Genomic DNA, 25,303 nt, shown 5'->3' with positions numbered 1-25,303 from the left:
AAAGAAAAAGGCCGCGCGGAACCGCGCGGCCTTTTCCATTCTGTCGGTCGGATCACTCGTCCGAAGCGGCAGCGCCCACTTCGTCGAACAGTTCCGCGATCTCGAACTCGGCCGCGGCTTCCGCTTCGGCTGCGAGTTCCTGGATCGACTTGCCCGAGGCTTGCAGTTCGGCTTCTTCGGCCGAACGGGCGACGTTGATCGTGATGCGCACCGAAACTTCGGGGTGCAGAACGACGGTCACCGAATGCAGACCCAGATCCTTGATCGGACGATCCAGAACGACCTGACCGCGCGCGACGGTGAAGCCGCCCTCGGTCGCCGCATCGGCCACGTCACGGGTGGTGACGGAACCATAGAGCGCGCCGGAATCCGAAGCCGAACGGATGACGATGAACGCCTGACCGTCGAGCTTGGCGCCCACGGCTTCGGCTTCTTTCTTCGTTTCTAGGTTCTGCACTTCGAGTTGCGCCTTGCGGGCTTCGAAGGATTTGATGTTCGCGTCGGTGGCGCGCAGCGCCTTGCCTTGCGGCAGCAGGAAGTTCCGGCCGTAGCCGTCCTTCACCTTCACCACATCGCCCATCTGGCCCAGCTTGGCCACGCGCTCAAGAAGGATGACTTGCATCGAAGTATCTCCTTATTTCACGGCATAGGGCAGCAGGGCGAGGAAGCGGGCGCGTTTGATGGCCTGGGCCAGTTCACGCTGCTTCTTCGCCGAGACGGCGGTGATGCGCGACGGAACGATCTTGCCACGCTCGCTGATGTAGCGTTGCAGCAGACGCACGTCCTTGTAGTCGATCGCCGGGGCATTGTCGCCCGAGAAGGGGCAGACTTTCCGACGGCGGAAGAAGGGTTTGTTCGCCATGATGATGGTCCTTATCCCTGTCAGATCAACGACGACGGTCGCCGCCGAAGCTGCGCTCGCGGCGTTCGCCACGTTCGCCTTCCGGACGGTCCCCACGGTCCCCGCGATCGCCACGGTCCCCACGCTCGCGCTCGTCGCGCTTCTGCATCTGGACCGACGGGCCTTCGGCGTGCTTTTCGACCTTGATGGTCAGCACGCGCATCACGTCGTCATGCAGGCGCATCAGGCGTTCCATTTCCTGCACGGCAGCGGCGGGCGCGTCCGATTTCAGGAAGGCGTAGTGGCCCTTGCGGTTCTTGTTGATCTTGTAGGCCATCGTTTTGACGCCCCAGTATTCGTGTTCAACGACTTTGCCGCCGTTGTCCGCGAGGACCGTGGAGAAATGTTCGATGAGACCTTCGGCCTGCGCGTTGGACAGATCCTGACGCGCGATCATGACATGCTCGTAGAGAGGCATGTAAGCTCCGTATCATAGGCGCATTTCATAGGGCGGGCCTTTTCGCCTTCCGCGGCCCGTCCACGAGAGGCTGCGCCGGTTCATGGGTCATGCGGAAGGATGGGCGTCCTTACACAGGATTGTGCTTTGGCGCAAGCAAACTTCCGGGGAGTTGCCGGAATTCCCGCCTGTCAGGGGCTGTCGGTGGCATGATATGGCATATCAGCGGGGATTTTTGTCTACAGGGAACCATCTCCGGTGCAGGTGGTTGCCCTTTGGCCCACCGCAGAGAATCGAAAGAGGATAGGCATGAACCGTATTCTGAACTGCACGACGGCACTGGCCGTCGCTCTGGCTGGCATCAATCCCGCAGCCCTGAGCGCGCAGACCCGTGTCCAGGTCCAGGGGCAGACCGTGGTCTGCCTGCCCGACAAGAAGACGGCCTGCCCGGATGGCGCCAACTGCATCGTGGTGAAGAACCCCGCGAATTGCGAGAAGCGCGCCTTCGAGAAATTCGGTGGCGGCTCGCCTGAGCGCAAGAACGGCGAAGGCGCCGAGCAGCCGAAGAAGAAAAAGGCTGCTGCCGAGCAGGATGCGGCGCCTGCCAAGAAGAAGGCGGCGGATGAGCCGGTGAAGAAGCAGAAAAAGGCGGCTGAGGAACAGAAACCCGCCAAGGAGAAGAAGGCCGACAAGCCCGTAAAGGAGAAGAAGGCCGAGAAGAAAGAGAAGAAAGACGACAAGAAGGACAAGGTAGTCCCGAAGGCACCCACGCGCAGCGAAGCCGTCGCGCCGGTCGAGGAGCCGCAGGTGAAAGTGCCCAGCGGCGCGCCGCGCAGCTCGGACAACGACAATGCGCCGACGCTGGCGCCCGATACGTCGGTCAACACCGCCAATACCGCCCCTGCCGAACAGAAGCCGCGCAAGCAGCGCAAGCCGCGTGCCGAAGAGGACCAGGCGATTCTCGATGTGCTCGGCTCGGAACCCGCCGCGCAGCAGGCCGACACCACGCAGAAGGATGGCACCAAGAAGCGCCGGAATTCGAAGAAGCCCGAAAAGCCCGAGGCGGCTCTGGTGCCCTCTGGCGCGCCGCGTTCCGGGGATGATGGCCCGCAGGTCACGGAATCCCGCGTAACACGCGAGGATCGCCGCGACGCCAGCCGGGATTATGACACGCCGGTGATCGGTGACCAGCAGACCGCCAAGAAAGACAGTGGTGGCCTCTCGAAACTGGAAAAGGCCGGGCTTCTGGCGCTTGGCGCGCTGGCCGTCGGGACGCTGCTGAAGAACGGCAACAAGGTCGTGTCGAACACCGGCGACCGGGTGGTCGTTGACCGGGGCTATGGCGATTATGTCGTGCTGAAGGATGATGACGCGCTGATCCGCGAACCGGGCAGCAATGTGCGCACCGAAACCTATCGCGACGGCTCGACCCGCACCACGGTGGATCGCGCCGATGGCACGCAGATCATCACCATCCGCGATGCCTCGGGCCGGGTGCTGCGCCGGGCGCGTATCAATCTCGATGGCAGCCAGACCTTGCTGATCGACGATCTGAGCGACCGCGTGCAGGAAGTGGACGTGACGCGTCTGCCGAAGCCGCAGCCGGGTCTTGCCATCTCGACCTCGGGCGAGGATGCGGCGCTGCGTGCGCGCATGCTGAGCCTGCGCGCGGCGGAAGCGGGACGTTCGTTCAGCCTTGCGCAGATCCGCGATTATCCCGAGGTGCGGGCGCTGGCGCCGACCGTGGATGTCGACAACATCACCTTCGAAACCGGCTCTGCCGCGATCCGGCCTTCGGAGGCGGAAAAGCTGTCGCAACTGGGAGAGTTCATGTCCCAGATGATCGAGGAAAACCCCGGCGAGATGTTCCTGATCGAAGGTCATACCGATGCGGTGGGGGATGCTGCCTATAACCTCGCGCTGTCGGACCGTCGCGCCGAAAGCGTGGCGCTGGCGCTGACCGAATACTTCGACGTTCCGGCAGAGAACATGGTGGTGCAGGGGTATGGCGAGGGCGAGCTGCGCATCGCTTCTGCGGGAGACGAGCCGCGCAATCGCCGGGCTGTTGTGCGGATGATCTCGCCGCTGATGCGTCAACTTGCCTCGAACTGAGGCAGGACAATTTGACCAAAATCAAGGTGGCAGGGCTTCGGCCCTGCCATTTTGCTTTTGCGCGGGTTCTCCCTGTTCTCCGCGCGGGCCTGCCCGGCAATGCTCCGAAGCCGGACACCGGGCGCCGCCGGGCCTCCCCCCTGCGGCGCCTGCTTTTTTGCTGCGGCGCGCGCGTGGCTGTGGCACCTTCGTCGCATGGCAGGCCACCCCGTGCTGGGGCTAGCTTGGGCCACAGGCGGGAGGGCAGCATGGAATTCCGGCACGATCAGATTCCCGAAATCGCGCTTGACTGGCATCGCGGCGGGCGCGGTGCGGTTCTGGCCACAGTGGTTGAAACCTGGGGCTCGGCGCCGCGCCAGCCCGGTGCGCAGCTGGCCATTGACGGGCAGGGTGCGATCATGGGTTCCGTCTCCGGCGGGTGCGTCGAAGGCGCGGTGATCGCCGAGGCGGAGGAGGCGCTGCGCGACGGCAAGCCCCGGCTTCTGACCTTCGGGGTCAGCGACGACACGGCCTTTGCCGTGGGTCTGGCCTGTGGCGGCACCATCCGTATCCTGCTGGAACCCGTGGGCGCCGCGCTGCCCGAGGCGATGCTGGCCGAAATCGTTGCCGCCCGCGCAACCCGCCGCGCCTTGGCCTATGCCGTGCATCTGGAAAGCTGGGAACGCCGTCTGGTCGACGGGCCCGGCGATGCCTTGTCGGCCGCGGTCGCCACCCGGATGCGTGCCGACCGCTCCGGTCCCGAGGAGGACGGCTGGTTCATCGCCATTCACAACCCCGGCCTGCGTCTGGCTATCGTGGGGGCGGTGCATATCGCGCAGCCACTGGCGCAGATGGCGCGGCTGTGCGGCTATGACGTCAGCATCATCGACCCGCGCGAAACCTTCGGTTCCGCCGCGCGCTTTCCCGGCGAGGTGATCCGCGACGACTGGCCGGACGAGGCGCTGGCGACGCTGGGTCTGGATGCACGCACGGCGGTTGTGACGCTGACGCATGACGCCAAGCTGGATGACCCGGCCATCCGCGCCACGCTGGGCAGCCCGGCCTTCTATCTGGGCTGTCTCGGCTCGACCCGCACCCATGCGAAACGCGTGGAACGGCTGCTGGCTGCCGGGTTTGACGCGGGCCAGATTGCGCGCATCCATGCGCCTGTCGGTCTGGCGATCGGGGCGAAAAGCCCGGCGGAAATCGCGGTTTCGGTCATGGCCGAGATCACCCAGGTTCTGAGGCAGGGCTGATGCAGTTCGGGCCGGTGTCACTGACCGAGGCTGAGGGCGCCATTCTGGCGCATCGGGTGGATACGGCGGATGGGCCTTTGCCCAAGGGCGCGCGGCTGGATGCGATGGCGCTGGCGCGTCTGGCGGCGGCGGGGCTGTCCGAGGTCATCGTGGCCCGTCCCGACACCGGCGAAATCGGCGAGGATGCGGCGGCGGCCCGGCTGGCGGAGGCGCTGCTGGCCGGGGCGGGCGGCCTGCGCGGTGGCGGGGCGGCGACGGGGCGGGTGAATCTGCATGCCACCGGGCCTGGGCTGTTGCGTGCCGATGTGGCGCGGATCGACGCGCTGAATGCAGTGCATCCGATGATCACGCTGGCCACACTGCCTGATCTGGCGCGGGCAGAGCCGCGCAGCATGGTCGCGACGGTCAAGATCATCTCTTACGCCGTGCCCGAAGCCGCGCTGGAGGCAGCCTGTGCCCATGCAGCCGGGGCCTTGCGGCTGGTCCCCCCCGTGCTGACACGGGCGGCGCTGATCGAGACGGCGCTGGCCGGCGCAGAGCCGCCAGCCCCCAAGGGGCGCGAGGCGCTGGCGCTGCGGCTTCGGCGGCTGGGTGTGGCACTGGCACCGCGTTGCATCGTCCCGCACCGGACCGCGCCTCTGGCCGGGGCATTGACCGACGCGCTGGCGGAAACGGATGCGGAGATCCTGTTCATCCTGACCGCCTCGGCCACATCTGACCCCGCCGATGTCGCCCCCGCCGCGCTGGTGGCGGCGGGCGGGCGGCTTGAGCGGTATGGCATGCCGGTCGATCCGGGAAACCTGTTGTTCATTGGCGCGCTTCATGGCCGCCCGGTGATCGGCCTGCCGGGCTGTGCCCGTTCGCCCGCGCTGAACGGGGCGGACTGGGTGCTGGAACGGGTGATCTGCGGCTTGCCGGTCGGGGCGGCTGACATTGCCCGGATGGGCGTCGGCGGTCTTCTGAAGGAAATCGCCGCTCGGGGCCGCCTGCGCGAGGCGCCGTCGGAGTAAACCGGGTAGCGCTGACAGCAAAACGGGGGCCGGAAGGCCCCCGCTGTTTCTTCTGCCGGTCAGTCCCGCTTACTTGGGCGCGATCATCATGACCATCTGACGGCCTTCCAGCTTGGGCATGGATTCGACCTTGCCAGCCTCCACCACGTCTGCGGCGACGCGGTTCAGCAGTTCAAGGCCAAGTTCCTGGTGGGCCATTTCGCGGCCACGGAAGCGCAGGGTGATTTTCACCTTGTCGCCTTCGCCAAGGAACTTCAGCACCGCTTTCATCTTGACGTTGTAATCATGGTCGTCCGTGCCGGGACGGAACTTGATTTCCTTGATCTCGATGATCTTCTGCTTCTTGCGGGCCTCGGCTTCACGCTTCTGCTGTTCGTATTTGAACTTGCCGAAGTCCATGATCTTGCAGACCGGGGGTTCCGCGTTGGGCGAAATCTCGACCAGATCAAGCCCGGCTTCTTCCGCCATGGCGAGGGCGCGGGCGGGCGTCACGACGCCGACGTTTTCGCCGTCTGCGCCGATGAGACGGATTTCCGGCGCGCGGATGCGGTCGTTCACACGGGGGCCCGTATCGCGTTGCGGCGGGGCGTTGTGGGGTCTGCGGGCTATGGCTTCGGTCCTTCTGCCATTGGAATTATGGGCGCAAAATAGTCTCGCGCCCCGGCCAGTTCAACCGGATTCGACGGATCGGAGGGATCGTCGCGGTCGCTGGTGCAGGATACGGCAATTTCCCCTTCAAATTGCGGCGCCAAACCCCCATCTGGGACGGTAGTGCCAGATTTCGGTGCCACAGGAAGGGACACGACTATGAACAGCAAGGTCATCATTGGCGGTGTGGTCGTCGCGGCTGCTGCTGCGGGCTACTATTTCTTCGGTCAGCAGGCCCCGGGTGAAGCCGAGAAAGCTGCGGAGACCGCGACGGAGGCGGCGCAGACCGCAGCCCAGACGGCCGCGACCGAAGCCGCGACCGCGACCGAAGCTGCCGCGGATGCGGTGGAAGGTGCGGGTGAGGATGCGGCGCGTGCGGCGGCGGAAGCTGCGAATGCGGCGGCCGAGGCCACCCAGCAGGCGGGTGACGCGGCGGCGGCTGCTGTCGGGGCGGCCTCTGACGCGGCAGCGGATGCGGCGGGCAAGGTGACCGGCGCGGTGGAAGAGGCGACGGCCGCGGCAACCGAAGCTGCGGCAGGCGCTGCCGAGGCCGCGAAACAGGCGGCGGAAGCGGCGGAAGGTGCGGCGAAGGCAGCGGCCTCCGAAGCGGCGCAGGCGACCGGGCAGGCGGTGCAGGCCGCAGGCGATGCTGCGGCTGCGGCGGGTGAGACCGCGGGCACAATGGCTGACACTGCTGCCAAGACGCTGGAGGGCGCGGCCAACAGTGCCGCCGCGACAGCCGATGCAACGGCGGGCGACACGGCTGACGCCGCGCAGGATGCGGCGGCTGCTGCCAATGATGCTGCCGCAGCGGCCAATGATGCGGCTGCAGGTGCGGTGGCCGATACCGCCAATGCTTTCGATCCCGCGACGTTTGACGCGGCCAAGCTGAACGGCCTGATTGATGCCTCGACGCTGGATGATGGCACCAAGGCCGCGCTCAAGGCGGCAGTGGATGGCGCGGCGAAAAATCCGGCGCTGGTGGATGCGGCGCTGAAACAGGTGAAGACCGCGCTGGGGATGTAATCCCCGATCAAATGGAAAACGCCGCGCGAAACCCACGCGGCGTTTTTGTTTCAAGGACTTGTGCGTGATCCTTAGACGCCATCCCCCACGAAGGCTTTCTCGACCACATATTCGCGCGGTTCGGAATTGGCGCCCTCACGCAGACCAAAGCTTTCCAGCACCGCCATCACATCCTTGTTGAACGCAAGGCTGCCGCAAACCATCGCGCGATCCGTCGCCGGGTCCATTGGCGCCAGCCCCAGATCGGCAAACACCTTGCCCGAGGACAGGTTGTCAGTGATCCGGCCAGTATGGTGGAAGTCCTCGCGTGTGGTGGTGGGGTAGTATTTCAGCTTGCCCGCCACCAGTTCGCCGATCAGCGGATCGTCGTGCAGGCCTTCCACCAGTTGCCGGCCGTATTCCAGCTCGGCCACGGTGCGGCAGGTGTGCATCATCACCACTTCGTCGTATTTCTCGTAGGTCTCCGGGTCGCGCATCAGGCTGGCAAAGGGCGCGATGCCAGTGCCGGTGGCAAGGAACCACACCCGCTTGCCCGGCAACAGCGCATCATGCACCAGCGTGCCCACGGGTTTGGGGCGCAGGATGATCTCGTCCCCTGGCTGGATATGTTGCAGCTTCGAGGTCAGCGGGCCATCCGGCACCTTGATCGAGTAGAACTCCAGCTCTTCGTCCCAGTTGGGCGAGGCAATGGAATAGGCGCGCAGCAGCGGTTTGCCGTTGTCGCCCATCAGGCCGATCATCACGAACTCGCCGGACCGGAAGCGCAAGCTTTGCGGACGGCTGACGCGGAAGGAAAACAGGGCATCGGTCCAGTGCTTCACCGACAGCACGGTTTGCGCATCGGGCAGGTGGACCTTGGTCGCGGCGGTATCGGACACGGGTTTTTGCTCGGTCATGGAATATCAAATCCTGAATATGTCAGGTAGAGGCCAGAGGAAAGCCCGGATTCAGGCCCGCAGCCGCGACTGATAGTCATGGGCCTGCCAGTCGGCGCGGAACTTCCACTGCGGCTCCGGCTGGCGGGCGGCCAGATCGTCAGGGATCTCGACCGAGTCGAACCCGACGCGGCGGGCCATCGCATATTGATCGGCGATGACATGGCCAAAGGCGCGCAGCTCGCCCTTGTAGCCCATCATGCGCAGGCGGCGGCCGATGGTGAAGGCGCGGCCATCGCTGAAGGCGGGGAAGGCGACGCGGATCAACGCAATCGCTTCCAGCCGGTCTGCCAGCGCTGAAGGATCATCAGTATGCGCAAGGTCCAGTGCCGTCGCGGTGGCCGCGGCATCAAGACCGGGGTTCTGGCTGTCGGCCACGGGGGTGAAGCCGGTATCGGTGACGATCACGCTCATGCCGCGTTCTCCTCGGTGGTGCCGCCGCGCACGGCGCGGCCGTTGATGAAATGGATGCCGCATTCGGTTTTGGCGCTGCCGCGCCAGCGGCCCGCACGCGGGTCTTCGCCGGGTTTCACCGGGCTGGTGCAGGGCGCGCAGCCGATGGAAGGGTAGCCCTTGGCGACCAGCGGATGCCGGGGCAGGCGGTTGTTGACGATGTAATCCTCAAGATCCTCGCGACCCCAATGTGCCAGCGGATTGACCTTGATACGGGTTTCGCCCTCGGCCTCGAAGAACTCGACCTCCTGCCGCGTCGCGCCCTGATAGCGCTTGCGCCCGGTGATCCAGCCGTCGAAATCCTTCAGTGCCCGTTCCAGCGGCTCCACCTTGCGGATGGCGCAGCAGGCATCGGTATTGAACTGGTGCAGCGTGCCGTCGGGATCGTCGAATTCCACCTTCTTCGGATGCGCCCGGATGGTGCGGATGTCGCAGAGCGCCAGCTTCTCGGCCAGCTCGCGCTGGTAATCCAGCGTCTCCTTGAACAGCATCCGCGTATCAACGAACAGTACGGGTGTCTCCGGTGCGATGACCGAGACGAGGTGCAGCAGCACGACCGATTCCGCCCCGAAAGAGGACACCAGCGCCACGCGCCCCAGATCGGGGTCACCCAGCGCATGTTCCAGCACGGCAGTCGCGCCGTGATGGCGATAGCGGGCGTTCAGCGCGGCGACCCTGTCGGCCACCGTACCGACCGGCCCCGAGGTGTCACGCGGCATCCCGGTTTCCTTCCCCTGGATAAAGCGCCGCCTTGAAGGGCGGCAGGCCGACCCGGCGATAGGCTTGCAGGAAGGTTTCTTCCGGGCCTTCGCGCAGGTCGAGATAGGCGAGAACGATCCGCTCGATCGCGGGCACGATCTCGTCATAGGCGAAGCCCGGGCCGGCACGCTCACCGATCACGGCATCTTCGGTGCCGTCGCCACCCAGGGTGATCTGGTAATTCTCCACCCCCGCGCGATCCAGACCCAGAATGCCGATATGGCCGACATGGTGATGACCGCAGGCGTTGATGCAGCCCGAGATCTTGATCTTGAGCGGCCCTACGTCATGTTCCAGCTTCAACGCGTCGAAGCGGGTGGCGATTTCCTGCGCGACCGGGATGGCGCGGGCGGTGGCCAGTGCGCAGTAATCCATGCCGGGGCAGGCGATGATGTCGGAGATCAGCCCGACATTGGCGGTGCCCAGCCCCGCCTGCATCAGCGCGGCATGCACCGCCGGCAGGTCCGATTTGTGGACATGCGGCAGGATGACATTCTGTTCGTGGCTGACGCGCAGCTCGTTATGGCCGTAACGCTCGGCCAGATCGGCCATGACACGCATCTGGTCGGCAGTGGCGTCGCCCGGCGTCTGGCCATGGGCCTTCAGGCTGATCGTCACGATGGCATACTGGTCGTTGCGGTGTTTCGCCAGGTTGGTATCGGCCCAGGCGCGGAACACCGGATCGGCCTTGTAGAAGGCGTCATAGGCCTCGACCGGCGCATTGCGGAAGGCGGGTGGGGCGAAAGCCTCGCGGATATCCGCCAGCAGCGCCTGATCGTTGCCGCCGAACAGCGGGCGCAGCTCGGCAAAGCGCGCCTCGATCATGCGGGTGATTTCTTCCTTGCCGGTCTCGTGCAGGGTGATCTTGATGCGCGCCTTGTATTTGTTGTCGCGGCGGCCAAGCGTGTTGTAGACGCTCAGCACGGCCTCGACGTAAGGCAGCAGATCTTCCACGGGCAGGAAGTCACGCACGGTCATGGCGACCATCGGCGTCCGGCCCAGACCGCCACCCACCAGCACCTGAAAGCCGGTTTCGCCCGCATCGTTCTTCACGATGCGCAGCCCGATGTCATGCGCCGCCGTCACCGCACGATCCTGCGCAGCGCCGGTGATGGCGATCTTGAACTTGCGCGGCAGGAACTGGAACTCCGGGTGGTCGGTCGACCACTGGCGCAGCAGTTCGGCATAGGGACGGGGGTCTTCGATCTCATCCGCCGCGGCGGCGGCGAAATGGTCGGCCGTCACGTTGCGCACGCAATTGCCGCTGGTCTGGATGGCATGCATCCCCACATCGGCCAGCGCCGACAGCATCTTCGGCACGTCCGACAGTTTCGGCCAGTTGAACTGGATGTTCTGCCGCGTGGTGAAATGGCCATAGCCCTTGTCCCAGGTCTGGGCGATATGGGCCAGTTGCCGCATCTGGCGCGGGTTCAGCGTGCCATAGGGGATGGCGACGCGCAGCATGTAGGCGTGCAGTTGCAGATACAGCCCGTTCATCAGGCGCAGCGGGCGGAACTCCTCTTCCGTCAGGCTGCCGTCGATGCGGCGTTCGACCTGATGGGTGAATTGCGCCACGCGGGTGCGAACGAAGGCTTCGTCGAATTCGGAATAGCTGTACATGATGCGGTCCGGGGCTGGCTGGCTGCGGTCAGACGAGTTCGGCCTGCTTGCCGAGGAAGTAGTTGGACGGGCCACGGGTGCGGAACACCTCGCGGAAATGGGTGGGTTCCGGGCCATTCGGGCCTGCCTTGGCATCGGCCAGATAGGCCCCTACAGCAACGGATTTCTGCGCCATGGCATGCAGCAGGCGCAGCTGCGCATGGGCTTCGTCCTCGATCAGTTCCGCCTCGTGATGCAGGCGGGTCCAGCGGTCGTCGGCGGTGAGATAGATCACGTCGCCCTCGATCAGCGCATTGGCGGTCACGACTTTCGGGGTGAAGCGGGCCATTCGATCCTCCGGCACTTGCGGTTTCTGCATTGCAATATAGGATATTTTCCTAGTTTCGCGCCATATGGGCGGATAGATAAGGAAATCCGTTCCGTATGGGCGGCGATGTGGGACGGGGTTCCACGAAACAGGAGGAACAGGGAATGTCGGCCCGGCTGGACGAGATGGACAGGAAAATTCTTGCGGAACTGCAGGAAGATGCCGAGCAATCGCTGGATGAAATCGCCCGAAAGGTGGGGTCTTCCAAGACCCCGGTGTGGAATCGCATCCGCAAGATGAAAGAGACCGGGGTGATCACCCGGCAGGCCGCGCTGCTGGACCCCGAGGCGCTGGGGCTGGAGGCCTGTTTCTTCGTGCTGATCCGCACCTCGGAGCACGAGGCCGACTGGCAGCGCCGCTTCCTGCAAACCCTGCGCGAACGCCCCGAAGTGCTGGAGGCGCACCGGCTGGCCGGCGACATCGACTATATCCTGAAGGTCCGGGTAAAGAACGCGCGGGCCTATGACACCTTCTATCAGGCGCTGATTTCGCAGGTGAAAATCCACAACGTCACGGCGCTGCTGTCGATGGAGGAAATCAAGGCAACCACGGCGCTGCCGCTGGGCTGAAATGCAAACGGCGGCCCTGCATGGGGCCGCCGTTCCGCGATTTCAAGCCGGGATCAGAGCAGGGCCTTGGCCTGTGCCACGGCATTGTCGGCGGTGATGCCGAATTCCTGATACAGCCGCTCTGCCGGGGCCGAGGCGCCGAAGGAGGACATGCCGACGAAAGCCGCCTTGGCCTCTTTACCGCGCTCGCCCAGAAGCCAGCGGTCCCAGCCCTGACGCACGCCTGCCTCGACGGCGACACGCACCGGACCGGCGGGGAGCACCTTCTTGCGATAGGCCTCGTCCTGCGCGGCGAACAGTTCCATGCAGGGCATGGAGACGACGCGGGTGCCGATGCCCTCGGCCTCCAGCGCGGCACGGGCCTGCAAGGCGATTTCGACCTCGGACCCGGTGGCGATCAGGATGACCTGACGCTTGCCCGTCGCCTCTGCCAGCACATAAGCACCGCGCGCCGACAGGTTCTGGTTGGTGTGCGTGGTGCGCACCGGGGCCAGACCCTGACGGCTGAGCGCCATCACGCTCGGCGTGGTTTTCGACGACAGCGCCAGTTCCCAGGCCTCAGCCACCTCGACCAGATCGGCCGGGCGGAACACCCAGGTGTTCGGCGTGGCGCGCGAAATCGCCAGATGCTCGACCGGCTGGTGGGTCGGACCATCCTCACCCAGACCAATGGAGTCATGCGTCATCACATAGACCACCGGAATGCCCATCAGCGCCGACAGACGCATCGAGGGGCGGGCATAGTCGGTGAAGGCCATGAAGGTGCCCGAATAGGGCCGCACGCCGCCATGCAGCGCCATGCCGTTCATCGCCGCCGCCATGCCGTGTTCGCGGATGCCCCAGTAGACGTAACGACCCTTGCGGTTCGTCGGATCGAACACACCCAGATCGGCGGTCTTGGTGTTGTTCGACCCGGTCAGGTCTGCCGAACCGCCGATGGTTTCCTGCGCGATCGGGTTCACCGCCGCCAGCACCACTTCCGAGGCGGAGCGGGTCGCCATCTTCTTCGGCGTCTCGACAGCGGCTTTCTTCACGCCACGGATGGCCGACACCAGCTTCGGCGCCGGATCGCCTGCGAAGATGCGGGCGAATTCGGCCTGCTTGCCCTGCGGCAGCGCGGCCAAACGCTCAGCCCAGGCGGCGCGGGTGGCCGCGCCACGGGCACCGATGGCCTCCCATGCCGATTTCACATCGGCCGGGATCTCGAACGGGCCATGCTCCCATCCATAGGCGGCGCGGGTATCGGCGATCAGCTGCTTGTCGGTCAGCGCGCCATGGCCTTTCGACGTGTCCTGCGCCGACGACCCCAGCGCGATATGCGTCTTGCAGGCGATCATCGCCGGGCGGGGCGAGCGCTTGGCCTTGTCCAGTGCCGCGTCGATTTCCACCGGATCATGGCCGTCACATTCGAACACATCCCAGCCCGAGGCGGCAAAGCGTGCCTTCTGGTCGGTCACATCCGACAGCTCGACCTTGCCGTCGATGGTGATGCCATTGTCATCCCACAGCACGATCAGGCGCGACAGCTGATGTTTGCCTGCGATGCCGATGGCTTCCTGGCTCACACCTTCCATCAGGCAGCCGTCGCCCGCGATGACATAGGTGTAGTGATCCATCACCTTGGCGCCCCAGCGGGCGCGCAGGCTTTCCTCGGCCATCGCGAAGCCCACGGCATTCGAGATGCCCTGACCCAGCGGGCCGGTGGTGGTTTCCACCCCTTCCATATGGCCGAATTCAGGGTGGCCCGCCGTGCGGGCGCCCCATTGGCGGAAGTTCTTGAGTTCTTCAAGGCTGGCCTGCTTGTAGCCCGTCAGGTGCAGCAGGCTGTAGATCAGCATGGAGCCATGGCCCGCCGACAGGATGAAACGGTCACGGTTGGGCCATTTCGGATCGGTCGGGTCGAAGTTCAGGTGTTTTTCGAACAGCACCGTCGCCACATCGGCCATGCCCATCGGCATGCCGGAATGGCCGGAATTGGCGGCCGCCACCGCATCGAGCGTCAGCACCCGGATGGCGCAGGCTTTCTTCCAGTGGTCGGGGTGCTGGGCGCGCAGGCTCGCAATATCCACGGCGAGGATCCTCGTTGTTGCGTCGGTTCGCTTCGGTCCATATCAGCCCGGCGGGCAAGATCAAGCTTCGCAAGGCGCATGGGCGGGCTTTTGTCCGCAAGTGCTTGGCGGATAAGGATCTGCCGTTTTGGGGGCACATTCCCGGCGATGTTTGCGCTAAGATCGAATGAAACGACGCGCCGGGGCGATTCGTGCAAATGCACCCGTCTCGGCACAGACGGCAAGCAAGGGCAGGATGACATGAACGATTTGGCAGAGCTGGAGCGGCGCATTTCCGCGGCGCTGACACGGATCGGGGCGGGGATCGACAGGCTGGGTGCCACGCCCGCCGAACCCACCGCCGCCACCGGGGCCGGGCCGGATACGGAAGAGCTTGCCCGCCTGCGCGAACAGCTTGAAGCCGAACGCACCACCAATGCACAACTCACTGCCCGCCTGCGGGCCGTGAAGGCGCGCGACAACAAGGCCGGTGCGGCACTGGAACAACGGGTCGCGGAACTGACCCGGCAACTGGATGCGCAGGGGCTGGAAGCGCAGCGCATGAAGAAGAACATGATCCAGCTGCGCGAGGCGCTGCGGATGCTGCGGGAAGAGGCGCAGGAGCGTGTCGAGGCGCATCTGATCAACAAGGCCATGCTGGCCGAGCTGGAATCGCTTCGGTCGGAACGTGCGGCAGAGGCGGCAGAGCTGGCCGAAATCCTGTCGGAGATCGGGCCCATCGTGCGCGCCGCCGCCGGGGACGAGGCGGCCAGCGCCGAAGACACGAAGGAGGCCACGGATGCCTGAGATTGATATTACCATCGCAGGCCGCAGCTTCGCCGTGGCCTGTCAGGCGGGCGAAGAACATTTCCTGCGTTCGGCCGCCGCTATGCTGGATGCCGAGGCGCAGCCGCTGGTGGCGCAGATGGGGCGTCTGCCGGAAGGGCGGATGCTGCTGATGGCCGGGCTGATGCTCGCTGACAAGACCGCCGCGCTGGAAGACGAGATGCGCGCCCTGAAGTCTCGTCTGGCCGAGCTTGAGGCCCGCCCCGCGCCCGAGCCGCAGCGGATCGAGGTGCCGGTGATCCCGCCGCAGGTCGAGGAAACGCTGGCCGAGATTGCTGCGCGGGCCGAGGCGCTGGCGCAGAAGCTGGACGAAAACGCCCCGGCTGTGGGCTGAGGGTCAGCCCACCCGCCGCAGCCGCCGCCAGTGCGGCACCGCCAGAACGGCCTGAACCAGCGCCAGCGCCGCGCCTGCCGCTGCAAGAGCGACGAAGGCGCGCGCGAGAACCTGCATTTGCGGCAGGGCCTGCGCCCTGAATTCGGCGGCGGTTCCCGCCTCGACAAGCCTGGGTCCGATGGCAGAGGCCACCGTGGCGCCGTTGCTGATGGCGCGACCCGGCTGTTCATACCAGATCGTCGCCAGCATACCGCCCCTGAGCCCGCAGCCGCCGAACCCGTCCTCCAGCGGTGGCAGGTCGCCGTAATCGCGGGATTTCGCGGGCAGGTGCAGCAGCGCGCTTGGACCATCAGTCAGTTCAAGGTGCACAAGGCCGGGCAGCCGGGACTTGACGTTGCTGTTCCCGGGGGGCACGGCACCCGAACGGGCATTGCAGGGCAGGCGGATAACCTCCGCCGCAGCCATTCCGGGCGCGGGCAGAGGCGCCACACGCCCCTCCAGCAGAAAGCCGTTCACATAGGCGCCGCGCGGGCCTTCCAGCAGGGCCAGGATATCCGCGGTGCTGCGCGCAACCGGGGCATCGGTCAGGCCCAGCCACCAGTCAGCCGTGCGCCACAGACTTCCCGCCGCGATCAGCGCGACCCCCAGCACCAGAGCCGAGAGGACCGGCACCGCCAGCGCGCGGTCACGCCCCTTCGGTTTCGGATAGACCAGCCGCAGCAGCAGGTGCCCCAGCCCCAGCGGCAGGGCCAGCGCAGCGGCGGCGGCAAGGTTCGGCTCGAACACATCGGTCCGGTTTCCGGTCATCACCAGGGCCACCACCAGCCACAGTGCGGCGCCCGCCGCCGCCACCGTCCATTTCCAGCTGAGCCGGGCGAAGGCCAGAAACAGCAGCGCCGAGCCTGCGGCAATGGCCGCCAGAATCGCTTCGATCCCCATGAAATGAAAAACCCTGTCTGCAATCACTGCGGACAGGGGTCAGGGCTTTGACCTGAAGGTCAACGCAAAATGCGCCTCAGGCATTCGCCTCGCGGATCTTGTCGGCGGCTTCCTTGTTGAAGCCGATGCCATTCGATTCCAGCAGCGTGTCGAGTTCGCCCGAAATGGTCATTTCGGTCACGATGTCGCAGCCGCCGACGAATTCGCCCTTCACATAAAGCTGCGGAATGGTCGGCCAGTCGGAGAAATCCTTGATGCCCTGACGGATCTCGGCATCGGCCAGCACATTCACATCGGCGAAATCCACGCCCATGTAATTCAGGATACCCGCCACACGGGACGAGAACCCGCATTGCGGCATCATCTTGGTGCCCTTCATGAACAGCACCACGTCGTTTTTGGTGATCGTCTCGCGGATCTGGTCCTGCGCGCTCATCTTGCGGTTCCTTTGCATCGCTGGGGCCTTGCCCCGGTCTCAAGCGTTAATCTGTCTGTCTGATCCGGCGAAGCATCCTGCGCTGGATGTGGTTCGCTCTCCGGGTGAGTGCGTCGTTCCGGGCCATGGCTGCCGCGAAACTTGCGTGGTCTATCGCCTCTGTCCCAAGCTCTGGCTTGTGGTCTGGAACTTTCGGTTCCTCGCGGGGAGCGAGGGGCCGGTATCTGCCCCGCCGCCGCATCTGGGACAGCCAGACCAGCGCCACGATCCCGAGCAGAACCGCCAGAAACCAGAGTTTCGGCGTCACGCCTGTTACTCCGGCGCCTTGGTGGTCAGGGCGAGGGCATGCAATTCGCCATGCGCCCCGTCCATCTTGCCTTTCAGGCTGGCATAGACGGCGCGCTGCTGTTGCACGCGGTTCATGCCCTTGAAGCTGGCGTCCACCACCTCGGCCGCCCAGTGATTGCCGTCTCCGGCGAGGTCGGTAATGGTGATCTGCGCATCGGGAAAAGATTCCCGGATCAGCGCCTCGATGTCCTTGCCTTCCATGGGCATGTGGGTGTCTCCTGTCCTTCCCGTCCAATCTAGGACGAGCGGACGGGGGCTGCAAGCGGTGGCCATGGGCCGCGTGTCTGCCATTCGCGTTCCAGCATGGACATAAAGACACAATCCACCCAGTCCCCGCTGGGGCGCTGCCAGCATTCGCGCCAGACGCCCTCGCGCTGAAACCCTGCGCTTTCGAAGAATCGCAGGGCGCGGCTGTTGTCGGCGGTGCAGTCAAGGCCCAGCCGATGCGCCTGGCGTCTGGTGAAGACCTCTGTCATCAGCGCCTCCAGGAAGGGGCGGCCAAGGCCCGGGCGGCTCACGGCAAATTCGCGCAGTCCCAGCACACGGGGCAGCCATTCGACAATCAGTGCAAAGCCCACGGGTTCGGTCGCATCGAGCCAGAGCAGCAGGTCGCCAACGGCAATCGCTTCCTCGATCTGGCCCTCGGCGGGGGGATCGAGGAAGACGCGATTGTCAGCGCGCAGCCAGAGGGCGCGGATGAATTCCGCGTCCAAAGGCTGCGCGACACGGATCATCCTTCGATGGCCGCGGCGAAGGCACCGCGATACAGCGCCGAAAGATCGGCCAGAGCGGCGCTGTCTGCGCCAAAGTGGACGGTATCGCCGCCAAAACGACCGACGCGCAGGACCGGAACGCCCGTGGTCAGCGCGGCAGCTTCCAGCGCGGCGGCGCCTTCCTCGGATGCGGCCACCAGATAGCGGGCCTGATCTTCACCGAACAGCGTCGGAATGTCGCTTGCGTCCAGTGCCACGCCAAGTCCCGCCCCTTCAGCCATTTCAAAGGCCGCGAGTGCAAGGCCACCGTCGCCAAGGTCTGTCGCGGCGCGCAGCGCCTTGCGGTTGGCGCGCAGGAAATCGCCATGGCGCTTTTCGGCTTCCAGATCGACATGCGGCGCATCGCCCGCCTCGATCCCGAAGGCCTCGGCCAGCAGGGCGGACTGGCCCAGATGGCCGAAGGTTTCCCCGATCACCAGCGCAACATCGCCATCGGCGGGGCGGCCCGCGATCAGGTCATCCAGCGAGGCCAGAAGGCCCACGGCGCCGATGGTCGGCGTCGGCAGGATCGGCTGGCCATCGGTTTCATTGTAAAGCGAGACGTTGCCCGAAACGATGGGCATTTCCAGCGCTGCCACAGCCGCGCCGATACCTTTGATGGCGCCGACGAACTGGCCCATGATCTCGGGCTTTTCGGGGTTGCCGAAATTCAGGTTGTCGGTGGTGGCCAGCGGCAGGGCGCCCACGGCGGTCAGGTTGCGGTAGGCCTCGGCCACCGCCTGCTTGCCACCCTCGAACGGGTTCGCCTTCACATAGCGCGGCGTCACGTCGCTGGTGAAAGCCAGCGCCTTGGCCGTGCCATGCACCCGCACCACGCCCGCTGCCATGCCGGGGCGGACAACGGTATCGGCGCCGACCTGGCTGTCATATTGTTCCCACACCCAGCCCTTATGGGCATAGGTCGGGCTGCCGATCAGCGCACGCAGCGCGTCAATGGCACCGATGGCGGGCACATCGCCAAGCGCGGCAGCGGTCGGGGTTTCCACCCACGGACGGTCATATTCCGGCGCGCTGGACGACAGTTTCGACAGCGGCAGATCGGCCTTGACCTCGTTGCCGTGCAGGATGAGGAAGCGGTCTTCCGGGATCGTCTCGCCCACGATGGCGAAATCCAGATCCCATTTTTCGAAGATCGCGCGGGCCACCGCCTCTTTTTCCGGCTTCAAGACCATGAGCATCCGCTCCTGGCTTTCCGACAGCATCATCTCATAGGCGGTCATCGCCGCTTCGCGCTGCGGCACATGGTCGAGGTTCAGCCGGATGCCCAGACCGCCCTTGTCGCCCATCTCCACCGCCGAACAGGTCAGACCCGCCGCGCCCATATCCTGAATGGAAATCACGGCGCCGGTTTGCATCAACTCAAGGCAGGCTTCCAGCAGGCGCTTTTCGGTGAAGGGGTCGCCGACCTGCACGGTGGGGCGTTTTTCCTCGATGGTCTCGTCGAATTCGGCCGAGGCCATGGTGGCACCGCCCACGCCGTCGCGGCCGGTCTTGGCACCAAGATAGACCACCGGCATGCCGACGCCCGAGGCCGCCGAATAGAAGATCGCATCCGCATCGGCGAGGCCGGCGGCGAAGGCGTTCACAAGGCAGTTGCCGTTGTAGGCGCGGTGGAACCGCACCTCGCCGCCGACGGTGGGCACGCCGAAGGCATTGCCGTAACCACCGATCCCTTCAACCACACCCTTCACCAGATGCGCGGTTTTCGGATGCGAGGGCAGGCCGAAGCTCAGCGCGTTCATCGCGGCGATGGGGCGGGCACCCATGGTGAACACATCGCGCAGGATGCCGCCGACGCCGGTGGCCGCGCCCTGATGCGGCTCGATGTAGGACGGGTGGTTATGGCTTTCCATCTTGAAGATGACGGCCTGACCGTCGCCGATATCCACCACGCCCGCATTTTCACCGGGACCGCAGATGACCTGCGGGCCGGTCGTCGGCAGGGTGCGCAGCCATTTCTTCGACGATTTGTAAGAGCAATGCTCATTCCACATGGCCGAGAAGATACCCAGCTCTGTGAAGGTCGGCTCGCGGCCGATGATTTCGAGGATGCGCTGGTATTCGTCGGGCTTGATCCCGTGCGAGGCGATCAGCTCGGGAGAGATGGCTGGTTCTTGCATGGCGGCGCCCTGTCGTGATGCGTGATGCGGGCTTCTTTAGGGGAAGGCGCGGCCCGAGGAAAGGCCCGTTACCGGCCTGAGGGCGGCCTTGCGGCATTGCGCTGGTCCCGGGTGAGGATTTCAGGCCGCACTGCGGGCGTGCGGCTGTCGCGAAAGAACGGGTTCTGTCGCCAGCTTCCGGTGATCTTCGCGGGAAGCGCGCGGGCCAGCAGGCCGAGGATGGCGCCGAATGTGCCGTTCGGTTTCACCGGGCTGTGTGCGGCAGCCGTATTGGCATGGCAGGTCACCGGGCCGAACCCCGCCTGACCGGGTTTCAGGATCGCCGCGAAGAACGGCAGGCCCATATGCGGCAGCGAATTGCCGATGGGCGCACCGCAGCAGCCCGCATACCAGCGCATCAGCCCCTTCGGCCCCAGACGCAGGGCCGCCAGCCGGTCATATCCGGCGGTGAAACGGATGTGCTGCGGCAGGGTCTGGAAAATCTCGGTGCCGCCCCGGGCATCCAGCCAGATTGCATCGGCCTTCAGGTGGCGCACAAAGCTCTGGCAATCGGCGCAGTAGCATTCAACATGCGTGCCGGGGGCGGTTGGTGCGATTTCCCACTGCATCGTGCCGCAGGTGCAAAGGAATTGTCGGGGATTGGTCATGTGTGCCTCCGTCATGCGGGAGAGCCTGCCATATTCCGCAGGCAACCGCCCGAATAATCGGCAGAGCAAAAAAAAGGCCGAGCAGAAGCTCGGCCCAAGTCCAACAGGGAGGTATGAAGCCGACAAGAGAGAAACTCGATTGCCGTCTTCAAGACGCCATTTATGTGGGCAGATCGCACGGATCAAGGGCAATCATGCCGCAGGTGCAGCATGGCCGTCATGCGCTCGCTGCATGGCTGGCCAAACATGCCTCGCAAGTGCTTAATTTTGGTGCGTTTTACGAAAAAGCTGGATCTCTTCGGTCACGAAATCCCGGAAGGCGGAAACCCGCTTCGAATGCCGCAGCTCCTCGGGGTAGGCGAGGAATACCGGAACCTCGTTTGAATCGACATCCGGCAGCACCCGTACCAGATGCGGAAAATCTTCGGTGATGTAGTCAGGCAGGACGCCGATGCCGATATGGCTGAGCACCCCTTGCAGCACGCCGAAGTAGTTGTTCACCGTGAAGGTCGACGGGATGTCATAGCTCATCAGTTGCGCGACCAGCGCGGCGCCCGCTGCCACCTGCGACGTGCCCGCGTGCTGGCAGATCAGGCGATGGGCGCTGAAATCCGCCATGGTCGAGGGCGTGCCATGTTCGGCCAGATATTCAGGCGAAGCGTAGAGCCGCATGCGAATGTTCATCAACCGGCGGCGGATCAGATCGGCCTGGCTCGGTTCTTTCATGCGGATCGCCACATCGGCCTCCCGCATCGGCAGGTCCAGCACACGCTCTTCCAGCATGAGGTCGATCTTCAGCGCCGGATATTTGCGGTAAAGCTTCACCAGACGCGGCGCCAGCCACAGCGTGCCGAAGCCCGTGGTGGTGGTGACGCGCAATTCGCCAAAGACCTCATCCTCGCTGTCGCGGATGCGGGCGGCGGTGGCTTCCAGCCGTTTGACCATCGCGGTGGTGGCGTCGAACAGCAATTCCCCCTGTTCAGTGAGAATCAGCCCCCGCGCGTGGCGGTGGAACAGGGTGACATTGAGGCTTTCCTCCAGCGCCCTGATCTGCCGCGAGACGGCAGACTGGCTCAGATGCAGGGTATCCCCCGCATGGGTCAGGCTGCCCGCATCGGCAACCGCGTGAAAGATTCTGAGCTTGTCCCAGTCCATCGTGAAACTCTTCTTGTTTTTTGCACCGCTAACATTTCCGCAGGTAAATAGTCACGCTTTTGTGCCTGTAAACGGCAAACCGGCGGAAATTCCCGCTTTGTAGGTCAGCATTTTTGACCTATCATGGCGGATATGACCGTTTTGCAAGGGAGGTGCACAATGGGCGTGCAGAATGTGATCCGCAAGGATGTGTCGCTGGCCGACAGGTATGACATGACGAAATCTCCGGTCCTGCTGAACGGGACGCAGGCCCTTGTGCGCGTGATGCTGATGCAGGCGGCGCGGGACCGGGCGGCCGGGCTGAATACCGCCGGCTATTGTACCGGCTATCGCGGCTCGCCGCTTGGGGCGGTCGACCTGACCATGAGCAAGGCAAAGCGCGAGCTGGAGGCGGCGCAGACCCTGTTCCAGCCGGGGCTGAACGAGGATCTGGCAGCGACCGCGATCTGGGGCAGCCAGCAGGCCGAACTGCGGGGCGAGGGCAAGCATGATGGCGTCTTTGCCCTGTGGTATGGCAAGGGACCGGGGGTGGATCGCACCGGCGACGTAATGCGCCACGCCAATATGGCCGGGACCAGCCGCTTCGGCGGGGTGCTGATGGCGATGGGGGACGATCACACCGGCGAAAGCTCTACCGTGCTGCACCAGTCCGACTGGGCGATGGTCGATGCCTATATGCCCGTTGTCAGCCCCGCAGGCGTGCAGGAGGTGCTGGATTACGGGCTTTACGGCTGGGCGCTGAGCCGGTTTTCCGGGCTCTGGGTCGGCCTGAAAACCATGAAGGACACGGTGGAGGCGACGGCGGTGGTCGATGGTGACCCGTTCCGCCTGAGCTTTGTCACCCCCGATTTCCGCATGCCGCAGGGCGGGCTGAACATTCGTCTGGGCGATACGCCTGTCGCGCAGGAAGCGCGGATGATCGACTTCAAGCGCTTCGCCGCCGAGGCGTTTTCGCATGCCAACGGCATGGACAAGCGCATGTGGGGCAAGCCCGGCGCCCGGATCGGTTTCGTCGCGGCGGGCAAGAACTGGCTCGACCTGACCCATGCCATGAGCCTGCTGGGCCTCGACGCGAATGAGGCCGAGCGTCTGGGCGTCACCACCTACAAGGTTGGGCAGACATTCCCGCTGGACATGAAGGGCTTCCACGACTGGGCCGAGGGGCTGGAGGTCATTGTCGTCGTCGAGGAAAAGCGCAAGCTGATCGAGGTGCAGGTGAAAGAGGCGATCTTCGACGATCGTCGCGGTCGCCGGGTGCTGGGCTGGAAACACGATCGCACGCATGAAGAACTGTTCCCGACCCGCTTCGCGCTGGACCCGCTGCATATTGCGGAAAAGATCGGCGGCATCCTGATTGAAGAAGGGCGCGGGACTGAGGCAGTGAAGGCCGGGCTGGCCCGGATTTCCGAGGCGCGACGTGCGGACAATGCCCGCGATCTTGCGGCGCGTCTGCCGTATTTCTGCTCGGGCTGCCCGCATAATTCCTCGACCAAGGTGCCCGAAGGCAGCCGCGCCTATGCCGGGATCGGCTGTCACTATATGGTGCAATGGATGGACCGCTCTACCCAGGGCTTTACCCATATGGGCGGCGAGGGGGCCAACTGGATCGGCGAGGCGCCGTTCTCCAAACGTGAACATGTGTTCCAGAATCTTGGCGACGGCACCTATAACCATTCAGGTGTTCAGGCGATCCGGGCTGCTTTGGCCTCGGGCACCAATATCACCTACAAGATCCTGTTCAACGATGCTGTCGCCATGACCGGCGGGCAGTTCAACGAGGGCGGCCTGACCCCCGACCGCATCGCGCGTGAAGTGCTGGCGATGGGCGTCAAGGAGCTGGCGCTGGTTTATGACCCCAAGGAAGACCTTGATCTGTCGAAGTTTCCTGCCGGAATCGCGCGCCATACGCGCGACGAGATGGAAACCGTACAGAAGCATCTTGCCACGGTGCCGGGTGTTTCGGTGCTGCTGTATGTGCAGACCTGTGCAGCCGAAAAACGGCGGCGGCGCAAGAAGGGCAGTTTCCCCGAGATTGATAAACGGGTGTTCATAAACACCGATGTCTGTGAGGGCTGTGGTGATTGCGGCGTGCAGTCGAACTGTGTTTCCGTGGTGCCGGTGGAAACCGAACTGGGCCGCAAGCGCGCGATTGACCAGTCGTCCTGCAACAAGGACTTTTCCTGTCTCAACGGCTTCTGCCCGTCCTTCGTGACGCTGGCGGGTGCAAAGCCGCGCAAGGCGGCTGCGAAGGCGCTGGACCTGCCAGATCTGCCGGAACCCGTGCTGCCCGTTATCAACGGCACGCATAACATTGTCATCACCGGCGTCGGCGGCACCGGAGTGGTGACCATTGGCGCCATTCTTGCCATGGCCGCGCATATCGACGGCAAGGGCGCGGGCATGATGGAGATGGCGGGCCTCGCGCAGAAGGGCGGCGCCGTGCATATCCATTGCCGTATCGCGGAAAAGCCTGCTGACATTTCGGCGATCCGCGTGGCGGTGGGCGAGGCCGATGCGGTGATCGGCGGGGATCTGGTGGTGACGGCGGGGGCCAAGACGCTGGGCCTGATGACCACGGGGCGCACGAAGGCCGTGGTCAACGACCATGAGATCGTGACCGGCGAGTTCACCCGCAACACCGAATTCCGTATTCCACAAGAGGATTTGCGCGTCGCCCTTCAGGCGCGGCTGCAACAGGCGGTGCGGTTCATCGACACGACCGAACTGGCGCGCGTGGCGCTGGGGGATTCGATCTTTTCCAACATGGTGCTCTTGGGTATGGCCTGGCAGGCGGGGCTTGTGCCGCTGACGCTGGCGGCGCTGCGCGAGGCGGTGCGGCTGAACGGCGCGGGGGTGGAGGCCAATCTGCGCGCCTTTGACCTTGGCCGCTGGGCGGCCGAGAAACCGCAGGAGGCCGCCGCGTTGCTGGTGCCCGAGGCGAAACCGCAGGTCGATCCCGTTGCCTTCCGCGCCGATCATCTGCGCGCCTGGCAGGATGACAAGCTGGCCGCGCGCTATCTGGCGGCGGTGGCGGCGGCGCCGGAAAGCCTGCGCGACTCTGTGGCAAAAGGCTATCACAAGCTATTGGCATATAAGGACGAATACGAAGTCGCGCGGCTGCATCTGAAAACGATGGCGAAGGCGCGGGAGCAGCTTGAGGGCACCTTGCGCCCGACCTTCCACCTCGCGCCGCCGATTCTTGGCGGAACCGGGGCGGATGGCCGACCGAAGAAACGCGCCTTCGGCCCCTGGGTTCTGCCGCTGTTCCGCTTGCTCGCCCGGATGAAGGGTCTGCGCGGCACCGCCCTCGATCCGTTCGGCCGCCACCCCGAACGCCGTATGGAACGCGCGCTGATCGCGGAATACGAGGGCGACATGGCGGCGCTTCTGCCCCTGTGCACCCCCGCGACGGAACCTCTGCTGCGTGAGTTGCTGGAGCTGCCGCTGACGATTCGCGGCTATGGTCCGGTGAAGACGGCCAACGCCGAAAAGGCGTCCAGACGGCGGGCCGATCTGATCGCGCAAATTCGTGCGGGTGGTGACAGCGCGCCGCGTCTGGCGGCCTGAGCGTCATCGCGTTGTAACCTTTCTGTCGTTTGCCTGTGGCGACGACAGAAAGGGAACG

The 25,303-nt window shown here is 64.9% G+C and carries 25 protein-coding genes; 8 read left to right on the top strand and 17 right to left on the bottom strand.

Features of this window, described 5'->3' with window-relative positions; genetic code table 11:
- Nucleotides 1-52: 52 nt before the first annotated feature.
- Genes rplI through rpsF form a run of 3 tightly spaced genes read right to left on the bottom strand, consistent with a single transcriptional unit; the run spans nt 53 to nt 1,319 of the window.
- Nucleotides 53-622, bottom strand: coding sequence for a 50S ribosomal protein L9 (rplI, locus tag IE126_RS00375; RefSeq protein ID WP_054304426.1), 570 nt, complete (start codon nt 620-622; stop codon nt 53-55).
- 12 nt (nt 623-634) lie between these two features.
- On the bottom strand, nt 635-862 hold the full coding sequence (rpsR, locus tag IE126_RS00370; RefSeq protein WP_023666208.1) for a 30S ribosomal protein S18: 228 nt from the start codon (nt 860-862) through the stop codon (nt 635-637).
- Nucleotides 863-887: 25 nt separating this feature from the next.
- On the bottom strand, nt 888-1,319 hold the full coding sequence (rpsF, locus tag IE126_RS00365; RefSeq protein ID WP_054304425.1) for a 30S ribosomal protein S6: 432 nt from the start codon (nt 1,317-1,319) through the stop codon (nt 888-890).
- 288 nt (nt 1,320-1,607) lie between these two features.
- Here rpsF and IE126_RS00360 point away from each other — a divergent pair, with 288 nt between their 5' ends.
- The 3 genes from IE126_RS00360 (at nt 1,608) to IE126_RS00350 (ending at nt 5,655) form a co-directional block, all read left to right on the top strand.
- The gene (locus IE126_RS00360; protein WP_189379878.1) at nt 1,608-3,410 is read left to right on the top strand and encodes an OmpA family protein; all 1,803 of its coding nucleotides are present in this window, start codon (nt 1,608-1,610) and stop codon (nt 3,408-3,410) included.
- 248 nt (nt 3,411-3,658) lie between these two features.
- A complete protein-coding gene (locus tag IE126_RS00355) occupies nt 3,659-4,645 on the top strand; it encodes an XdhC family protein (RefSeq protein ID WP_189379877.1) in 987 nt (328 codons plus the stop codon).
- Complete coding sequence (locus tag IE126_RS00350; protein ID WP_189379876.1) at nt 4,645-5,655, top strand: molybdopterin-binding domain-containing protein; 1,011 nt, start codon at nt 4,645-4,647, stop codon at nt 5,653-5,655. The genes IE126_RS00355 and IE126_RS00350 overlap by 1 nt, the downstream gene beginning before the upstream one ends.
- A 69-nt stretch (nt 5,656-5,724) precedes the next feature.
- Here the strand turns inward: IE126_RS00350 and infC are convergent, their stop codons facing one another.
- Nucleotides 5,725-6,213 (bottom strand): translation initiation factor IF-3, encoded by a 489-nt coding sequence (gene infC, locus IE126_RS00345; protein WP_229825139.1) that lies wholly within the window; start codon nt 6,211-6,213, stop codon nt 5,725-5,727.
- A gap of 249 nt (nt 6,214-6,462) precedes the next feature.
- Between infC and IE126_RS00340 the strand changes: the two genes are divergently transcribed.
- Nucleotides 6,463-7,329: a hypothetical protein gene (locus IE126_RS00340; RefSeq protein ID WP_189379875.1), complete on the top strand. Its 867-nt coding sequence runs from the start codon at nt 6,463-6,465 to the stop codon at nt 7,327-7,329.
- 71 nt (nt 7,330-7,400) lie between these two features.
- Here the strand turns inward: IE126_RS00340 and IE126_RS00335 are convergent, their stop codons facing one another.
- From IE126_RS00335 to IE126_RS00315, 5 genes are read right to left on the bottom strand one after another with little or no spacing between them, the layout of a single operon-like run.
- Complete coding sequence (locus IE126_RS00335) at nt 7,401-8,225, bottom strand: ferredoxin--NADP reductase (protein WP_054303693.1); 825 nt, start codon at nt 8,223-8,225, stop codon at nt 7,401-7,403.
- Between the two features lie 51 nt (nt 8,226-8,276).
- A complete protein-coding gene (locus tag IE126_RS00330; RefSeq protein ID WP_054303692.1) occupies nt 8,277-8,678 on the bottom strand; it encodes a DUF934 domain-containing protein in 402 nt (133 codons plus the stop codon).
- Nucleotides 8,675-9,436 carry a phosphoadenylyl-sulfate reductase gene (locus IE126_RS00325; protein WP_189379874.1) on the bottom strand — a complete coding sequence of 254 codons (762 nt, stop codon included), beginning with the start codon at nt 9,434-9,436 and terminating at the stop codon, nt 8,675-8,677. The genes IE126_RS00330 and IE126_RS00325 overlap by 4 nt, the downstream gene beginning before the upstream one ends.
- Nucleotides 9,426-11,096, bottom strand: a complete 1,671-nt coding sequence (locus IE126_RS00320; protein WP_054303690.1) for a nitrite/sulfite reductase — start codon at nt 11,094-11,096, stop codon at nt 9,426-9,428. The genes IE126_RS00325 and IE126_RS00320 overlap by 11 nt, the downstream gene beginning before the upstream one ends.
- 28 nt (nt 11,097-11,124) lie before the next feature.
- Nucleotides 11,125-11,424, bottom strand: coding sequence for a DUF2849 domain-containing protein (locus IE126_RS00315; RefSeq protein WP_054303689.1), 300 nt, complete (start codon nt 11,422-11,424; stop codon nt 11,125-11,127).
- 143 nt (nt 11,425-11,567) lie between these two features.
- Between IE126_RS00315 and IE126_RS00310 the strand changes: the two genes are divergently transcribed.
- Nucleotides 11,568-12,032: an Lrp/AsnC family transcriptional regulator gene (locus IE126_RS00310; protein WP_054303726.1), complete on the top strand. Its 465-nt coding sequence runs from the start codon at nt 11,568-11,570 to the stop codon at nt 12,030-12,032.
- Between the two features lie 53 nt (nt 12,033-12,085).
- On the opposite strand, the gene tkt is transcribed toward IE126_RS00310, so the two are convergent.
- On the bottom strand, nt 12,086-14,101 hold the full coding sequence (gene tkt, locus IE126_RS00305) for a transketolase (RefSeq protein ID WP_189379873.1): 2,016 nt from the start codon (nt 14,099-14,101) through the stop codon (nt 12,086-12,088).
- 240 nt (nt 14,102-14,341) lie between these two features.
- On the opposite strand from tkt, the gene IE126_RS00300 reads away from it, so the two are divergent.
- Entirely contained in the window at nt 14,342-14,887 is a 546-nt protein-coding gene (locus tag IE126_RS00300; RefSeq protein ID WP_054303725.1) for a hypothetical protein, read from the top strand.
- Nucleotides 14,880-15,260, top strand: coding sequence for a cell division protein ZapA (locus IE126_RS00295; RefSeq protein WP_108129476.1), 381 nt, complete (start codon nt 14,880-14,882; stop codon nt 15,258-15,260). Before IE126_RS00300 ends, IE126_RS00295 begins: the two co-directional genes overlap by 8 nt.
- 3 nt (nt 15,261-15,263) lie before the next feature.
- Here IE126_RS00295 and IE126_RS00290 read toward each other — a convergent pair whose 3' ends face one another.
- The 7 genes from IE126_RS00290 to IE126_RS00260 all read right to left on the bottom strand — a co-directional run bounded on the left by IE126_RS00290 (nt 15,264) and on the right by IE126_RS00260 (nt 21,678).
- Nucleotides 15,264-16,199, bottom strand: coding sequence for a hypothetical protein (locus IE126_RS00290; protein ID WP_189379872.1), 936 nt, complete (start codon nt 16,197-16,199; stop codon nt 15,264-15,266).
- A gap of 76 nt (nt 16,200-16,275) precedes the next feature.
- Nucleotides 16,276-16,635 carry a Grx4 family monothiol glutaredoxin gene (gene grxD, locus IE126_RS00285; protein ID WP_054303686.1) on the bottom strand — a complete coding sequence of 120 codons (360 nt, stop codon included), beginning with the start codon at nt 16,633-16,635 and terminating at the stop codon, nt 16,276-16,278.
- A gap of 312 nt (nt 16,636-16,947) precedes the next feature.
- Nucleotides 16,948-17,190 (bottom strand): BolA/IbaG family iron-sulfur metabolism protein, encoded by a 243-nt coding sequence (locus IE126_RS00280; RefSeq protein WP_054303684.1) that lies wholly within the window; start codon nt 17,188-17,190, stop codon nt 16,948-16,950.
- 29 nt (nt 17,191-17,219) lie between these two features.
- The gene (locus IE126_RS00275; RefSeq protein ID WP_189379871.1) at nt 17,220-17,717 is read right to left on the bottom strand and encodes a GNAT family N-acetyltransferase; all 498 of its coding nucleotides are present in this window, start codon (nt 17,715-17,717) and stop codon (nt 17,220-17,222) included.
- A complete protein-coding gene (gene purL, locus IE126_RS00270) occupies nt 17,714-19,876 on the bottom strand; it encodes a phosphoribosylformylglycinamidine synthase subunit PurL (protein ID WP_189379870.1) in 2,163 nt (720 codons plus the stop codon). The genes IE126_RS00275 and purL overlap by 4 nt, the downstream gene beginning before the upstream one ends.
- 68 nt (nt 19,877-19,944) lie before the next feature.
- Nucleotides 19,945-20,523 (bottom strand): DUF6151 family protein, encoded by a 579-nt coding sequence (locus tag IE126_RS00265; RefSeq protein WP_054303681.1) that lies wholly within the window; start codon nt 20,521-20,523, stop codon nt 19,945-19,947.
- 261 nt (nt 20,524-20,784) lie between these two features.
- Nucleotides 20,785-21,678: a LysR family transcriptional regulator gene (locus IE126_RS00260; RefSeq protein WP_054303680.1), complete on the bottom strand. Its 894-nt coding sequence runs from the start codon at nt 21,676-21,678 to the stop codon at nt 20,785-20,787.
- Nucleotides 21,679-21,852: 174 nt separating this feature from the next.
- Between IE126_RS00260 and IE126_RS00255 the strand changes: the two genes are divergently transcribed.
- Entirely contained in the window at nt 21,853-25,245 is a 3,393-nt protein-coding gene (locus tag IE126_RS00255; RefSeq protein ID WP_189380319.1) for an indolepyruvate ferredoxin oxidoreductase family protein, read from the top strand.
- Nucleotides 25,246-25,303 lie beyond the last annotated feature (58 nt).

Origin of the sequence: Gemmobacter nanjingensis (assembly GCF_014652195.1) — a bacterium.
In the GTDB taxonomy this organism is placed as follows: domain Bacteria; phylum Pseudomonadota; class Alphaproteobacteria; order Rhodobacterales; family Rhodobacteraceae; genus Gemmobacter; species Gemmobacter caeni.
The sequence above is the reverse complement of the archived record's forward strand: the minus strand, read 5'-3'. Positions and strand labels throughout refer to the sequence as shown.